This is a genomic window from Pseudomonas sp. PDM25, from assembly GCF_019219045.1.
Lineage (GTDB): Bacteria > Pseudomonadota > Gammaproteobacteria > Pseudomonadales > Pseudomonadaceae > Aquipseudomonas.
In genome coordinates, this window is record NZ_JAHUWL010000013.1 from 141,376 (window position 1) to 156,295 (window position 14,920).

General features: G+C 58.6%; 17 protein-coding genes and 1 tRNA gene. 16 read left to right on the top strand and 2 right to left on the bottom strand.

Annotation, left to right across the window (positions count from 1 at the left end):
• Nucleotides 1–32: 32 nt before the first annotated feature.
• A tRNA-Leu gene (locus KW848_RS23295) sits at nt 33–117 on the bottom strand.
• Between the two features lie 107 nt (nt 118–224).
• Here KW848_RS23295 and queA point away from each other — a divergent pair.
• The 6 genes from queA to KW848_RS23325 all read left to right on the top strand — a co-directional run bounded on the left by queA (nt 225) and on the right by KW848_RS23325 (nt 6,314).
• Nucleotides 225–1,274, top strand: a complete 1,050-nt coding sequence (gene queA, locus KW848_RS23300) for a tRNA preQ1(34) S-adenosylmethionine ribosyltransferase-isomerase QueA (protein WP_008147713.1) — start codon at nt 225–227, stop codon at nt 1,272–1,274.
• 14 nt (nt 1,275–1,288) lie between these two features.
• Nucleotides 1,289–2,404, top strand: a complete 1,116-nt coding sequence (gene tgt, locus KW848_RS23305) for a tRNA guanosine(34) transglycosylase Tgt (RefSeq protein WP_161990833.1) — start codon at nt 1,289–1,291, stop codon at nt 2,402–2,404.
• A 43-nt stretch (nt 2,405–2,447) separates the two neighbouring features.
• On the top strand, nt 2,448–2,786 hold the full coding sequence (gene yajC, locus KW848_RS23310; RefSeq protein WP_111450288.1) for a preprotein translocase subunit YajC: 339 nt from the start codon (nt 2,448–2,450) through the stop codon (nt 2,784–2,786).
• A gap of 63 nt (nt 2,787–2,849) precedes the next feature.
• On the top strand, nt 2,850–4,718 hold the full coding sequence (gene secD, locus KW848_RS23315; protein WP_218538179.1) for a protein translocase subunit SecD: 1,869 nt from the start codon (nt 2,850–2,852) through the stop codon (nt 4,716–4,718).
• 9 nt (nt 4,719–4,727) lie between these two features.
• A complete protein-coding gene (secF, locus tag KW848_RS23320) occupies nt 4,728–5,642 on the top strand; it encodes a protein translocase subunit SecF (RefSeq protein ID WP_218538180.1) in 915 nt (304 codons plus the stop codon).
• Nucleotides 5,643–5,762: 120 nt separating this feature from the next.
• Nucleotides 5,763–6,314, top strand: coding sequence for a glycine zipper 2TM domain-containing protein (locus tag KW848_RS23325; RefSeq protein WP_111450285.1), 552 nt, complete (start codon nt 5,763–5,765; stop codon nt 6,312–6,314).
• 254 nt (nt 6,315–6,568) lie between these two features.
• Here KW848_RS23325 and suhB read toward each other — a convergent pair whose 3' ends face one another.
• Nucleotides 6,569–7,384, bottom strand: coding sequence for an inositol-phosphate phosphatase (suhB, locus tag KW848_RS23330; RefSeq protein WP_008147729.1), 816 nt, complete (start codon nt 7,382–7,384; stop codon nt 6,569–6,571).
• A 146-nt stretch (nt 7,385–7,530) separates the two neighbouring features.
• Here suhB and trmJ point away from each other — a divergent pair, with 146 nt between their 5' ends.
• The 10 genes from trmJ (at nt 7,531) to iscX (ending at nt 14,917) form a co-directional block, all read left to right on the top strand.
• Nucleotides 7,531–8,301 carry a tRNA (cytosine(32)/uridine(32)-2'-O)-methyltransferase TrmJ gene (gene trmJ, locus KW848_RS23335; protein ID WP_192410236.1) on the top strand — a complete coding sequence of 257 codons (771 nt, stop codon included), beginning with the start codon at nt 7,531–7,533 and terminating at the stop codon, nt 8,299–8,301.
• A 2-nt stretch (nt 8,302–8,303) separates the two neighbouring features.
• Nucleotides 8,304–9,080, top strand: coding sequence for a serine O-acetyltransferase (gene cysE, locus KW848_RS23340; RefSeq protein ID WP_218538181.1), 777 nt, complete (start codon nt 8,304–8,306; stop codon nt 9,078–9,080).
• A gap of 248 nt (nt 9,081–9,328) precedes the next feature.
• Nucleotides 9,329–9,820: a Fe-S cluster assembly transcriptional regulator IscR gene (iscR, locus tag KW848_RS23345; protein WP_007903581.1), complete on the top strand. Its 492-nt coding sequence runs from the start codon at nt 9,329–9,331 to the stop codon at nt 9,818–9,820.
• A gap of 50 nt (nt 9,821–9,870) precedes the next feature.
• Entirely contained in the window at nt 9,871–11,085 is a 1,215-nt protein-coding gene (locus KW848_RS23350) for an IscS subfamily cysteine desulfurase (protein ID WP_192410237.1), read from the top strand.
• 84 nt (nt 11,086–11,169) lie between these two features.
• Nucleotides 11,170–11,556 (top strand): Fe-S cluster assembly scaffold IscU, encoded by a 387-nt coding sequence (iscU, locus tag KW848_RS23355; protein WP_003443374.1) that lies wholly within the window; start codon nt 11,170–11,172, stop codon nt 11,554–11,556.
• A 34-nt stretch (nt 11,557–11,590) separates the two neighbouring features.
• Nucleotides 11,591–11,914, top strand: coding sequence for an iron-sulfur cluster assembly protein IscA (iscA, locus tag KW848_RS23360; protein ID WP_007903589.1), 324 nt, complete (start codon nt 11,591–11,593; stop codon nt 11,912–11,914).
• An 8-nt stretch (nt 11,915–11,922) separates the two neighbouring features.
• The gene (hscB, locus tag KW848_RS23365) at nt 11,923–12,444 is read left to right on the top strand and encodes a co-chaperone HscB (protein ID WP_008070981.1); all 522 of its coding nucleotides are present in this window, start codon (nt 11,923–11,925) and stop codon (nt 12,442–12,444) included.
• Between the two features lie 51 nt (nt 12,445–12,495).
• Nucleotides 12,496–14,358 carry a Fe-S protein assembly chaperone HscA gene (gene hscA, locus KW848_RS23370; RefSeq protein WP_218538182.1) on the top strand — a complete coding sequence of 621 codons (1,863 nt, stop codon included), beginning with the start codon at nt 12,496–12,498 and terminating at the stop codon, nt 14,356–14,358.
• A 2-nt stretch (nt 14,359–14,360) separates the two neighbouring features.
• Nucleotides 14,361–14,702, top strand: coding sequence for an ISC system 2Fe-2S type ferredoxin (gene fdx, locus KW848_RS23375; protein WP_111450280.1), 342 nt, complete (start codon nt 14,361–14,363; stop codon nt 14,700–14,702).
• Between the two features lie 14 nt (nt 14,703–14,716).
• Nucleotides 14,717–14,917, top strand: a complete 201-nt coding sequence (gene iscX, locus KW848_RS23380; RefSeq protein ID WP_008147746.1) for a Fe-S cluster assembly protein IscX — start codon at nt 14,717–14,719, stop codon at nt 14,915–14,917.
• The last annotated feature ends 3 nt before the right edge of the window (nt 14,918–14,920 follow it).

A 14,920-nucleotide genomic window follows, 5' to 3' on the forward strand; every position in this document is an offset into this window, starting at 1 on the left:
AAGCCTGGTAGAGACTTTCAGATACTGCTATATGGTGCCCCGAGGGAGACTCGAACTCCCACTTCTTGCGAAAACGGATTTTGAATCCGCCGCGTCTACCAATTCCGCCATCAGGGCTCAATGGCGGCGAAGTATAGAGATGAGATAACCGTCGGTCAATCAGGTACATGGAGAATTTTTGATATTTCCGCTAGACTTCCCGGCCCTGCTAGACGAACCCCATCATGCGCGTTGCTGACTTTACCTTCGAGCTCCCTGATTCGCTGATCGCCCGCCATCCTTTGGCCGAGCGTCGCAACAGTCGCCTGTTGACCCTTGATGGGGTCAGCGGCGCCCTGGCACACCGTCAATTCACTGATTTGCTTGAGCATTTGCGCCCGGGCGATTTGATGGTGTTCAACAATACCCGGGTGATTCCGGCACGGCTGTTTGGCCAGAAGGCTTCCGGCGGCAAGCTGGAAATCCTGGTGGAGCGGGTGCTGGACAGTCATCGCGTGCTGGCCCATGTGCGGTCCAGCAAGTCGCCGAAGCCGGGTTCTAAGATCCTGATTGATGGCGGTGGCGAAGCCGAGATGCTGGCGCGCCATGATGCGTTGTTCGAGTTGGGGTTCGCCGAAGAGGTGTTGCCGCTGCTCGACCGCGTCGGGCACATGCCGTTGCCTCCTTATATAGACCGCCCGGATGAAGGCTCGGACCGCGAGCGTTATCAGACGGTCTACGCCGAGCGTTTGGGCGCGGTAGCGGCGCCGACGGCGGGGCTGCATTTCGATCAGCCTCTGATGGAGGCGATTGCCGCCAAGGGCGTCGAGACGGCATTCGTGACCTTGCACGTCGGCGCTGGCACGTTCCAGCCGGTGCGCGTCGAGAAGATCGAAGACCACCACATGCACAGCGAATGGCTGGAAGTCGGTCAGGACGTGGTCGATGCCGTCGAAGCCTGTCGCGCTCGCGGTGGTCGCGTGGTGGCCGTGGGGACCACCAGCGTGCGTTCTCTGGAAAGTGCCGCGCGCGATGGCGTGCTCAAGCCGTTCAGTGGCGACACCGACATCTTTATCTACCCGGGCCGGCCGTTTCATGTGGTCGATGCCCTGGTCACCAATTTCCATTTGCCCGAATCCACGCTGTTGATGCTGGTTTCGGCGTTTGCCGGTTATCCCGAAGCCATGGCCGCTTATAAAGCCGCCGTGGAGCATGAATACCGCTTTTTCAGCTACGGTGATGCGATGTTTATCACCCGTAACCCAGCACCACGTGGCCCTGAGGAAACAGAATGAGTCGCCAAAGTCGTATGTCGTTTGAGTTACTTGCTACCGACGGCAAGGCTCGTCGCGGTCGTTTGACCTTTCCACGCGGTACCGTAGAAACCCCGGCCTTCATGCCGGTGGGCACCTACGGCACGGTCAAGGGCATGTTGCCGCGGGATATCACCGCCACAGGCGCGGAAATCATTCTGGGCAACACCTTCCACTTGTGGCTGCGTCCTGGCACCGAAGTGATCAAGAAGCACGGCGACCTGCACGATTTCATGCAGTGGAAAGGCCCGATTCTGACTGACTCAGGCGGTTTCCAGGTGTTCAGCCTGGGCGCCATGCGCAAGATCAAGGAGGAGGGCGTAACCTTCGCTTCTCCTGTCGACGGCGCCAAAGTGTTCATGGGCCCGGAAGAGTCGATGCAGGTCCAGCGCGATCTGGGCTCGGACATCGTGATGATCTTTGACGAATGCACCCCGTACCCGGCTGACGAAGACGTCGCGCGGGTGTCGATGGAGCTGTCGTTGCGTTGGGCCAAGCGTTCGAAAGAAGCCCATGGCGACAACACGGCGGCACTGTTCGGCATCGTTCAGGGCGGGATGCACCAGGATTTGCGCATGCGCTCCCTGGAAGGCCTCGACAATATCGGCTTCGATGGCCTGGCCATTGGCGGTCTGTCGGTGGGCGAGCCGAAACACGAGATGATCAAGGTGCTGGATTACCTGCCGGGTCAGATGCCGGCTGACAAACCTCGTTACCTTATGGGCGTTGGCAAACCGGAAGATCTGGTTGAGGGTGTGCGCCGCGGTGTGGACATGTTCGATTGCGTGATGCCAACCCGTAATGCCCGCAATGGGCATCTGTTCATTGATACAGGCGTGCTGAAGATCCGTAACGCGTTCCATCGCCATGATGATTCGCCGCTGGATCCGACCTGCGATTGCTACACCTGCCAGAACTTCTCCCGTGCTTATCTGCACCATCTGGACAAGTGCGGCGAAATGCTGGGTAGCATGTTGAATACCATCCACAATTTGCGCCATTACCAGGTGCTTATGGCTGGTTTGCGCGAGGCTATTCAACAGGGTACATTGGCCGCCTTTGTCGATGCCTTCTACGCCAAACGCGGGTTACCTGTTCCGCCTTTGGACTGAGTTTTCTGACCCCAAGATTCAACATTTGCAACTGGAGTGCTAAATGAGCTTTTTTATCTCTAATGCCATGGCTGACGCTGCTGCACCGGCAGCTGCCGGCCCTATGGGTGGCGGTTTTGAGTGGATTTTCCTGGTCGGTTTCCTGGTCATCTTCTACCTGATGATCTGGCGTCCACAGGCCAAGCGCGCCAAAGAGCAGAAGAACCTGCTGAGCAGCTTGCAGAAAGGCGACGAAGTTGTGACCACCGGTGGTATCGCCGGCAAGATCACTAAAGTGGCCGACGACTTCGTTGTTCTGGAAGTTTCCGACACCATCGAAATGAAGTTCCAGAAAGGCGCCATCGCCGCCACGCTGCCAAAAGGCACGCTAAAAGCGATCTAAGTTTCAACTTCTACTCAATCGACGGGGCGCGCAAGGCGCCCCGCGTCATAAGCGGGCGGCGTGATGCTGAACAAATACCCTCTGTGGAAATACATTCTGATCCTGGCGGTGCTGGCGGTCGGTCTGATTTATTCCGCTCCCAATCTATATCCTGATGACCCGGCCATTCAGGTCAGCGGTGCAAGCACTGCGCTGTTGGTCAATCAGGCTGATCTGGATCGTGTGAGCGCAGCGCTCAAGGAATCCGGGATCAACGTCAAGGCTGCCACCCTGGCAGCAAACGGCAAGGGCGGTCTGATTCGTCTGACCAAGGCTGAAGATCAGCTACCTGCCAAGGACGTCGTGCGCAAGGCATTGGGTGATGACTACGTCGTTGCACTGAACCTGGCACAAACCACCCCGCAATGGCTGCGCAGCCTGGCCGCGCACCCGATGAAGCTGGGTCTGGACTTGTCCGGTGGTGTGCACTTCCTGCTGGAAGTGGACATGGACAAAGCCCTCGACGCTCGCTTGAAAGTGTACGAAGGCGATGTGAAGAGCCTGTTGCGTAAAGAGAAACTGCGCTATCGCAGCCTGCCGCAACTCAACGGTGCCATTCAGTTGGGCTTCACTGATGAATCAGCCCGCGAACAAGCCCGTGCGCTGATCCGCAAGAGCTTCAATGATTTCGACATTGTTCCGGCCGACCTCAATGGCCAGCCGGTACTGCGTCTGGCGATGACCCCGGCCAAGCTGGCGGAAATCCGTGAATACTCCATCAAGCAGAACTTGACCACGGTACGTAACCGCGTCAATGAGCTGGGTGTTGCCGAGCCAATCGTTCAGCGTCAGGGCGCCAACCGCATCGTGGTTGAGCTGCCGGGCGTGCAGGACACCGCCGAAGCCAAGCGTATCCTCGGCAAGACGGCCAACCTTGAGTTCCGTCTGGCCGCTGAGCCAGGTGCTTCGAAAGCCACTTCCGAAACGTTCGAGTTCCGTGAAGGCAAGCGTCCGCCAGCACAGATCGAGCGTGGCTTGATCATCACGGGCGACCAGGTGACTGACGCCAAGGCTGGCTTCGGCGAGCACGGCACGCCAGAAGTGAACATCCGTCTGGATGGCCACGGCGGCGAGCTGATGAGTCGTGCGACTCGCAGCAACGTCGGTCGCAGCATGGCAGTGATCTTTATCGAGCAACGTCCGGTTACCACTTACGTCAAGCAAATGGTTAACGGCGTCGAGAAAGACGTGCCGGTCCAGACGTTCAAGGAAGAGAAAAAGATCATCAGCCTGGCGACCATTCAGTCGCCGCTGGGTGCTCAGTTCCGCATCACTGGCCTGAACGGTCAGGGCGAGTCGTCCGAACTGGCGCTGCTGCTGCGTGCCGGTGGTCTGGCTGCACCGATGTACTTCGCTGAAGAGCGCACCATTGGCCCGAGCCTGGGTGCCGACAACATCGTCAAAGGTATCGATGCATCGCTGTGGGGCATGCTGTTTGTCTCGCTGTTTATCATGGCCATCTACCGCTTCTTCGGCATCATCGCCACCGTTGCTCTGGCAGTGAACATGGTGCTGCTGCTGGCCCTGATGTCGCTGCTGGGTGCAACGCTGACCCTGCCGGGTATCGCCGGTATCGTGTTGACCATGGGTATGGCGGTCGACGCCAACGTTCTGATCTTCTCGCGGATACGTGAAGAGATCGCGGCGGGCATGACCGTACAACGGGCAATCAACGAAGGCTTCGGCCGGGCATTCACCGCGATTCTCGACGCCAACCTGACAACTTTGTTGGTCGGCGGGATTCTCTTTGCGATGGGCACCGGCCCGGTCAAAGGCTTCGCAGTGACCATGTCCCTCGGGATCTTTACCTCGATGTTCACGGCCATCATGGTGACCCGCGCGATGGTCAACCTGATCTTCGGCGGTCGTGACTTCAAGAAGTTGTGGATTTAAGGGGCTGCCATGTTACGTACAATCAACTTCATGGGCGTTCGCAACTTTGCGTTCGGCGTCACATTGTTCCTTACGGCGCTGGCCATTTTCAGCGTCTTCCATAAGGGCATGAACTGGGGCCTGGACTTCACCGGCGGTACGCTCATTGAGCTGACCTACGAGCGTCCGGCCGACGTCACCAAAGTGCGTGAGCAACTGGTGACATCGGGTTATCACGAAGCCATCGTGCAGAGCTTCGGTGCAACTACCGATTTGCTGGTGCGTATGCCGGGTGAAGACCCGCAGCTGGGTCATCAAGTGGCAGAAGCGCTGCTGAAAGTCGGCGGCGACAACCCGGCGACGGTCAAGCGTGTCGAATTCGTCGGCCCTCAGGTCGGCGAAGAGCTGCGCGACCAGGGCGGCCTCGGCATGCTGATGGCGTTGGGCGGCATCCTGATCTACCTGGCTTTCCGCTTTCAGTGGAAGTTTGCGGTCGGTGCCATCGTTTCGTTGATTCACGACGTGATCGTGACCGTCGGTATCCTGTCGTTCTTCCAGATCACCTTCGACCTGACGGTGCTGGCGGCGGTGCTGGCGATTATCGGTTACTCGCTCAACGACACCATCGTGGTATTCGACCGGGTTCGTGAGAACTTCCGTGTACTGCGCAAGGCGTCCTTGATCGAGAACATCAACATCTCGACTACCCAGACCCTGCTGCGGACCATGGCGACTTCGATCTCCACCTTGCTGGCGATCGCGGCCCTGCTGTTCTTTGGTGGCGACAACCTGTTCGGCTTCTCCATTGCGCTGTTTGTCGGTGTATTGGCGGGTACCTACTCGTCGATCTACATCGCCAACGTCGTGCTGATCTGGCTGAACCTGAGCACCGAGGATCTGATTCCTGCGGTGGCTACCGATAAGGAAGTTGACGACCGCCCATAACGGCTATCGTTTTCCAGCTGTTGGCCGAAAAGGCGCGAGTGTTGAACTCGCGCCTTTTTTTATGCTCCAAGGCTAGGAGAAGCGCGGGCATGTCCCGCATGTGATGGTCAGGAGGTTCATGTGAACAAGTCGATGCTGGTTGGTGCAGTATTGGGTGCTGTTGGTGTGACGGCCGGGGGTGCTGTTGCCACCTACAGCCTTGTTAAAAAAAGCAGCCCTGAGTATGCGCAAGTTCTAGCCGTTGAACCGGTCAAGACACAAATCAAGACGCCACGTGAAGTATGCAAGGACGTTGCAGTAACCCGGCAAGCGCCGGTGAAAGATCAGCACCAGATCGCCGGTACGGTGGTTGGTGCGCTGGCGGGTGGTCTGTTGGGTAATCAGATCGGCGGCGGTACTGGCAAGAAGATCGCCACGGTGGCCGGTGCGGTCGGCGGTGGTTATGCGGGTAACAAGGTGCAAGAAGGCATGCAGGAGCGCGACACCTACACCACGACCCAAACTCGCTGCAATACGGTGAATGACATCAGTGACAAGGTCGTAGGTTACGACGTGCGTTATTCGCTGGATGGCAAGGAAGGCAAGGTGCGGATGGATCGCGATCCGGGTAATCAGATTCCGGTCGACAAGGAAGGCAAGCTGATCCTGGGGCAGAACGAAGAGAACCGCTAAATATTCAGGTTTGAGAGTCAAAAAGAAGCACCCTGCGGGGTGCTTTTTTTGTGTCCACGATTTATGCATCACCACCAATCCACTGTGGGAGCGGGCTTGCTCGCGAAGGCGGCTTCACATTCAATATTGACTGTGGCTGATGCACCGCTTTCGCGAGCAAGCCCGCTCCCACATTGGATCTGTAGTGTTTTCGGGAATTGGATTTTCAGGCATAAAAAAAGCACCCCGAAGGGTGCTTTTTTGTGGCTGCTCGCTTAGCGCTTCAGCGAGGCCGGCAGGTGCGGCTGAATGGCCGTCAGTACTGCTTTGAAGCATTTGGTGTTACCGGCAACGACGTGGCCTTTCTCAAGGAAGTCGTGACCGCCGGTGAAGTCGCTCACCAAACCGCCGGCTTCCTGGATCAGCAGGGCGCCTGCAGCCATGTCCCATTCGGACAGGCCCGACTCCCAGAAGGCGTCGAAACGGCCGGCCGCTACGTAAGCCAGGTCCAGGCTCGCCGAGCCAGCGCGGCGGATGCCGGCAGTCTGGCCAACCAGGGCGCGGAACATGCCCAGGTAGTTGTCGAGGTTGTCCATCTGGTCATCGCGGAACGGGAAGCCGGTACCCAGCAGGGCGCCGTCCAGGCTGGTGCGGCCGCTGACGCGCAGACGACGACCGTTCAGTTGAGCGCCGCGACCACGGCTGGCGGTGAATTCTTCCTGGCGAACCGGGTCCAGAACAACAGCGTGTTCCAGACGACCGCGGTATTTGCAGGCGATGCTGACAGCGAAGTGAGGAATGCCGCGCAGGAAGTTGGTGGTGCCGTCCAGCGGATCGATGATCCACAGGTATTCTTCGCCTTCGCCGCTGCCCGGGTGCATGCCGGTTTCTTCACCGAGAATGCCGTGGGTAGGGTAGGCCTTGCGCAGCGCGTCGATGATTTTTTGCTCAGCGGCGCGATCCACCTCGGATACGTAATCCTTGGCGTCTTTTTCGTCGACCTTGATGGTATCCAGGCGCTCGATGGAGCGGAAGATCAATTCACTGGCGCTGCGGGCGGCGCGCAGCGCGATATTCAGCATGGGCTGCATGGATGTGTCACCTAAGGTTGTTAAAGAAAGCCGGGCATTCTATCAGAAAGTTTCTACAGGAGAAGGTCGGTGTTCGCTTTCATAGCTTAACGGTAGGTTGAGCTGTAAGATTCTGCTCCCCATTAAAGTGTTCGAGAGCGCCTCCCTTGCTGCAAAACATTCGTGTCGTCCTGGTCAATACCAGCCACCCCGGGAATATCGGCGGTGCTGCGCGTGCCATGAAGAACATGGGCCTGTCGCGGCTGGTGCTGGTCGAACCGCGGTTATTCCCGCATCACGAAGCCGATGCTCGTGCTTCCGGTGCCGGTGACATCCTTGAAAACGCGCAAGTCGTCGCCACCTTGGAAGATGCCTTGGTTGGCTGCAATCTGGTGCTCGGCACCAGTGCCCGTGACCGTCGCATTCCCTGGCCATTGCTCGATCCCCGCGAATGCGGCGTGAAAGTGGTCGAGGAGGCGGCGCAGGGTGCCGAGATTGCCTTGATCTTTGGTCGTGAAGATTCCGGCCTGACCAATGAAGAGCTGCAGCGATGTCATTATCACGTGCACATCCCCTCAGACCCTGAGTTCAGCTCGCTGAACCTTGGGGCAGCGGTGCAGGTGTTGAGTTATGAAGTGCGCATGTCCTGGCTGGCGGCCCAAGGCCAGCCGAGCAAGGTCGAGAAGGAAGAAGTGGCCTCCGTCAAAAGCGCTGAGCTGGCGACCATGGATGAGCTGGAGCGATTCTATGAGCACCTGGAGCAAACCCTGGTGGCCATTGAATTCCTCGATCCGGAAAAGCCACGGCACTTGATGGCGCGCCTGCGCCGGTTGTACGGACGTAGCTCGGTCAGCCGGGCGGAAATGAATATATTGCGTGGCATCCTCACGGAAACCCAGAAAGCGGCCCGTGGTGAGCTTCTTAAGCGGAAGGATTAAAAATGTTCGAGCGTTTGCGTGAAGATATCCAGAGTGTTTTCCATCGTGATCCGGCAGCGCGCAACGCCTTTGAAGTTCTGACGTGCTACCCGGGCATGCACGCCATCTGGATCCACCGCTTGTCGTCGGTCCTGTGGGGCATGGGCTGGAAGTGGCTGGCGCGGCTGGTGTCGAACTTCGGTCGCTGGTTGACCGGGATCGAGATCCATCCGGGCGCCAAGGTCGGTCGTCGCTTCTTTATCGACCATGGCATGGGCATCGTCATCGGTGAAACCGCTGAGATCGGTAATGACGTCACCCTTTATCAGGGTGTGACTCTGGGTGGCACCAGTTGGAACAAGGGCAAGCGCCACCCGACGCTTGAGGATGGCGTTGTGGTCGGGGCGGGGGCCAAGGTGCTTGGCCCGTTCACGGTCGGCGCTGGTGCCAAGGTCGGCTCCAACGCCGTGGTCACCAAGGCGGTTCCGCCCGGGGCGACGGTGGTGGGGATTCCGGGGCGGATCATCGTCAAGTCCGATGAAGAGCAGGACGCCAAGCGCAAGGCAATGGCCGAGAAGATCGGTTTCGATGCCTACGGTGTCGGTGAAGACATGCCGGACCCAGTGGCTCGAGCCATTAACCAGTTGCTCGATCATTTGCAGGCTGTAGATGGTCGACTTGAGGGGATGTGCGGGGCGCTGAAGGATCTGGGTAGCAATTACTGTGCGAAAGATCTGCCTGAGCTGCGCGAAGAAGACTTTGCCTGTGTGAAGGACAAGGGTCAGAGCCAGGCCAGCTAAACCGAGTCAACTTCATCGCGAGCAGGCTCGCTCCCACATTGGGCTTGTGGTGTGTATGGGTTCCTTGTGGGAGTGAGCCTGCTCGCGAAGAGCGACAACGCGCAATTGCTGGCTGTACGCCGCCAGCCTTTGCTATGATGCGCCCGCTCTTTTGCGGGTAATCCCGAGTAAAGCACTAGGTCTTATAGTTGACTTAAATACTCGGGAATTGCATACTCGCCCCATTCCGAACTCCGTGGTAATTGTCCATGCGACTGACTACAAAAGGCCGATACGCCGTAACCGCCATGCTTGACCTGGCGTTGCACGCGCAGCACGGGCCGGTGTCCCTGGCCGATATCTCCGAGCGCCAAGGCATCTCCTTGTCCTACCTCGAACAGCTCTTCGCCAAATTGCGCCGCAGCAATCTGGTGTCCAGCGTCCGTGGTCCAGGCGGCGGCTATCAGCTGTCGCGCGACATGCAGGGCATTCAGGTCGCCCAGGTGATCGATGCGGTAAACGAATCGGTCGATGCAACCAAATGCCAGGGCCAGGGTGATTGCCATCAAGGCGACACCTGTCTGACCCACCACTTGTGGTGCGATCTGAGCCTGCAGATTCACGAATTTCTCAGCGGTATCAGCTTGGCTGACCTTGTCACTCGCCGTGAGGTACAAGAAGTAGCCCAGCGTCAGGATCAACGCCGTTGCAACAGCAAGGCGCCACGCCTGGACAAGATTGAAGCGTCCGCCGTCGAATGACAGCCAAAGAGCTAGCGGCACGCCAGCCAGCCTGATTTAGGAGATAGTCCATGAAATTGCCGATTTACCTTGATTACTCTGCGACCACCCCGGTTGATCCGCGTGTAGCGCAAAAAATGAGTGAATGCCTGCTGGTTGACGGAAACTTCGGTAACCCGGCGTCCCGTTCCCACGTGTTCGGCTGGAAAGCTGAAGAGTCCGTCGAAAACGCTCGTCGTCAGGTCGCTGATCTGGTCAACGCCGATCCGCGTGAAATCGTCTGGACCTCCGGTGCCACCGAGTCCGACAACCTGGCAATCAAGGGTGCGGCGCATTTCTATGCCACTAAAGGCAAGCACCTGATCACCACCAAGATTGAGCACAAGGCTGTCCTCGACACCATGCGCCAACTGGAGCGTGAAGGCTTCGAAGTCACCTACATCGAGCCTCGCACTGATGGTCTGGTCACCCCAGAGATGATCGAGGCGGCGCTGCGCGACGACACCATCCTGGTTTCGGTCATGCACGTGAACAACGAAATCGGCACCATCAACGACATCGCAGCCATCGGCGAACTGACCCGTTCCAAGGGCATCCTGTTCCACGTCGATGCTGCTCAGTCCACCGGCAAGGTCGAAATCGACCTGTCGAAGCTGAAAGTCGACCTGATGTCGTTCTCGGCTCACAAAACCTACGGCCCTAAAGGCATCGGCGCGCTGTACGTCAGCCGCAAGCCGCGTGTTCGCATCGAAGCGACCATGCACGGCGGCGGTCACGAACGTGGCATGCGTTCCGGCACCCTGGCGACCCACCAGATCGTCGGCATGGGCGAAGCCTTTCGTGTAGCCAAGGAAGACATGGTTGCCGAGAACATCCGCATCAAGGCCCTGAGTGACCGCTTCTTCAAGCAGGTCGAAGGCCTGGAAGAGCTGTACATCAACGGCAGCATGACCGCTCGTGTTCCGCACAACCTGAACCTGAGCTTCAACTACGTTGAAGGCGAGTCGCTGATCATGGCACTCAAGGATCTGGCGGTTTCGTCCGGTTCGGCCTGCACCTCGGCATCCCTTGAGCCTTCGTACGTACTGCGCGCCCTGGGCCGCAACGACGAACTGGCACACAGCTCGATTCGCTTCACCTTCGGCCGTTTCACCACCGAAGAAGAAATCGACTACGCCGCGCAGAAAGTCTGCGAGGCCGTTACCAAGCTGCGCACCCTGTCGCCGCTGTGGGACATGTACAAAGACGGTGTCGACATTTCGAAAATCGAGTGGGCGGCACACTGATTTCAAGTCGCCGCAAACCGGCCCTGTGAACCTTCGGGCGCAGGGCTTCAAGAGCGACTCTCTGATGAGTGAGGATTAAGAATCATGGCTTACAGCGAAAAGGTCATCGACCACTACGAGAACCCGCGCAACGTCGGCAAGATGGACGCGGAAGACCCTGATGTCGGCACCGGCATGGTCGGCGCTCCGGCGTGCGGCGACGTGATGCGTCTGCAGATCAAGGTCAACGAGCAAGGCATCATCGAAGACGCCAAGTTCAAGACCTATGGTTGCGGTTCGGCTATCGCCTCCAGCTCCCTGGCGACCGAGTGGATGAAAGGCAAGACTCTGGATGAAGCAGAGACCATCAAAAACACTCAGCTGGCTGAAGAACTGGCTCTGCCGCCAGTAAAAATTCACTGCTCCGTACTTGCTGAAGACGCTATCAAAGCGGCCGTTCGCGACTACAAGCAGAAGAAAGGCTTGATCTGACTTTCAGGTTTTGGCGACGAGTAAGGAGTCACCGATGGCTATCAGCATGACAGAAGCGGCTGCTCAACACGTGCGACGCTCCCTCAACGGGCGCGGCAAAGGTGAAGGGATTCGTCTGGGTGTTCGCACCACAGGCTGTTCCGGCCTTGCCTACGTGCTGGAGTTTGTCGACGAGGTGGTTGCAGAGGATCAGGTGTTCGAAAGTCACGGCGAGAAAGTGATCATCGACCCGAAAAGCCTGGCCTACCTGGACGGCACCGAACTCGATTTCGTCAAGGAAGGGTTGAACGAAGGCTTCAAGTTCAACAACCCCAACGTGCGCGGTGAATGTGGCTGCGGCGAAAGCTTCAACATCTGAGGCTGCTCGTGGGTACTCCTTGTCATTTCGCTTTATTTGAGCTGAAACCGAGCTTCCGTCTGGATCTCGATCAGTTGGCCACGCGCTACCGTGAGTTGGCGCGCGGTGTTCATCCGGACCGCTTTGCAGACGCTTCCGAGCGCGAGCAGCGGCTGGCGCTAGAGCAATCCGCGAGCCTCAACGAGGCCTACCAGACGCTCAAAAGTCCCCCAAAGCGCGCGCGTTACTTGCTCGCCATGGGCGGTCGCGAGCTGCCGCTGGAGGTCACGGTGCATGATCCGGAGTTTCTTCTGCAGCAGATGGAGCTGCGTGAAGAGCTCGAAGACCTGCAAGACAGCGCCGACCTGGCGGGTGTTGCAGTGTTCAAGCGTCGCCTGAAGACTGCGCAGGATGAACTGAACGAAAGCTTCGCGGCCTGTTGGGATGATGCAGCGCAACGTGAACAGGCCGAACGCCTGATGCGGCGCATGCAGTTCCTCGACAAGCTCACCTACGAAGTGCGCCAGTTAGAAGAGCGCCTAGACGATTAACCCAGTGCCGCTCCGGTCGCACGCCTGATATACAGATAAGTCCTGATAACGATGGCCCTACTGCAGATCGCCGAACCCGGCCAAAGTCCTCAACCGCACCAGCGTCGTCTGGCTGTGGGGATCGACTTGGGCACTACTAATTCGCTGGTCGCTGCGTTGCGCAGTGGTCTTTCCGAACCTCTGGCTGACGCAGATGGGCAGGTCATTCTGCCGTCTGCCGTGCGCTATCACGCTGATCGCGTTGAAGTCGGCGAGTCGGCCAAGCTGGCTGCCGCCACCGACCCTTTGAACACTGTGCTGTCGGTCAAGCGCTTGATGGGGCGTGGTCTGTCCGACGTCAAGCAGTTGGGCGATCAACTGCCGTACCGCTTTGTCGGCGGCGAGTCGCACATGCCGTTCATCGACACGATTCAGGGCCCGAAAAGCCCGGTCGAAGTCTCCGCCGATATCCTTAAGGTGCTGCGTCAGCGCGCCGAAGCGACGTTGGGTGGCGAACTTGTGGGCGCGGTAATCACCGTTCCGGCCTATTTCGACGATGCTCAGCGTCAAGCCACCAAGGATGCGGCAAAACTGGCCGGTCTGAATGTGCTGCGTCTGCTCAATGAGCCGACCGCTGCCGCTGTGGCTTACGGTCTGGATCAGCACGCTGAAGGCCTGGTCGCGATTTATGACCTGGGTGGTGGCACCTTCGATATTTCGATTCTGCGCCTGACCGGCGGTGTGTTTGAGGTTTTGGCCACCGGCGGCGACAGCGCGCTGGGCGGCGATGACTTCGACCATGCAATCGCCGGCTGGATTATCGAGAGTGCCGGTTTGTCCGCCGACCTCGATCCGGGTGAGCAACGTAATCTGCTGCAAACCGCTTGTGCGGCCAAAGAAGCGCTGACCAATGCCTCGTCCATTGAAGTCGCTTATGGCGACTGGAAAGCCGAGCTGACCCGTGAAGCCTTCAATACGCTGATCGAACCAATGGTTGCCCGCAGCCTGAAAGCCTGTCGCCGCGCTGTGCGTGATTCCGGCATCGAGCTGGACGAGGTGCACGCGGTGGTCATGGTCGGCGGCTCGACTCGCGTGCCTCGCGTCCGCGAAGCCGTCGCTGAAGCCTTCGGCCGCGAACCGCTGACCGAAATCGATCCGGATCAAGTGGTCGCCATCGGTGCCGCGATCCAGGCCGATACCCTGGCTGGCAACAAGCGCGATGGCGATGAGTTGCTGTTGCTTGACGTGATTCCGTTGTCCCTGGGGCTGGAAACCATGGGCGGCCTGATGGAGAAGGTGATTCCGCGCAACACCACCATCCCTGTCGCCCGCGCTCAGGACTTCACGACTTATAAAGATGGCCAGTCGGCCATGGCAATCCACGTATTGCAGGGCGAGCGCGAGCTGATCAGCGACTGCCGCTCCCTGGCGCGCTTCGAATTGCGCGGCATTCCGGCGATGGTGGCCGGTGCGGCGAAGATTCGCGTGACCTTCCAGGTCGATGCCGACGGTCTGCTCAGCGTTTCTGCCCGCGAGCTGGGCTCGGGCATTGAGGCCAGCATCCAGGTCAAGCCGTCCTACGGTCTGACGGATGGCGAAATTGCCAAGATGCTCAAGGATTCGTTCCAGCACGCCAACGACGACAAGGTCGCTCGTGTCTTGCGTGAACAGCAGGTCGATGCCCAGCGCCTGATCGAAGCGGTGCAGGGCGCCCTCGATGTCGATGGCGAGCGCTTGCTCGATGCCGAAGAGCGCATGGTCATCGAATTGCAGATGCAGGAACTGACCGAACTGATGAAAGGTACTGATGGTTACGCCATCGAGCAGCAGACCAAGCGTCTGTCGCAAGTGACCGACGCCTTTGCCGCCCGCCGCCTGGACTCGACGGTGAAAGCCGCGCTGGCGGGGCGCAACCTGAATGAGATTGAGGAATAACGATGCCGCAGGTCATTTTTCTGCCACACGAGAAGTTCTGCCCGGAAGGTATGGTTGTGGAGGCTGAGCCCGGCATATCCATTCTCGAGCTGGCCCACGAACACCATATCGAGATGGAAAGCGCCTGTGGCGGCGTCTGCGCCTGCACCACCTGTCATTGCATCATTCGTGAAGGCTTTGACTCGCTGGAAGAGGCGGACGAGCTGGAAGAAGACTTTCTGGATCGTGCCTGGGGTCTGGAGGCGCAATCGCGTCTAGGCTGTCAGGCGATCGTCGGGACTGAAGACCTGACTGTCGAAATTCCGAAATACTCGGTCAACCATGCGGCTGAAGCGCCGCACTGATTCAAGGAACTGAAATGAGTCTGAAATGGGTTGATGTGCTGGAAATCGCGATCCAGCTGGCTGAATCCAAGCCGGATGTGGATCCGCGTTACGTGAACTTCGTCGATCTGCACAAATGGGTGCTGGCATTGCCGGAGTTCAGTGATGATCCGACCCGCGGTGGCGAGAAGGTGCTTGAAGCCATTCAGGCCGCCTGGATCGAAGAAGCAGACTGAGTC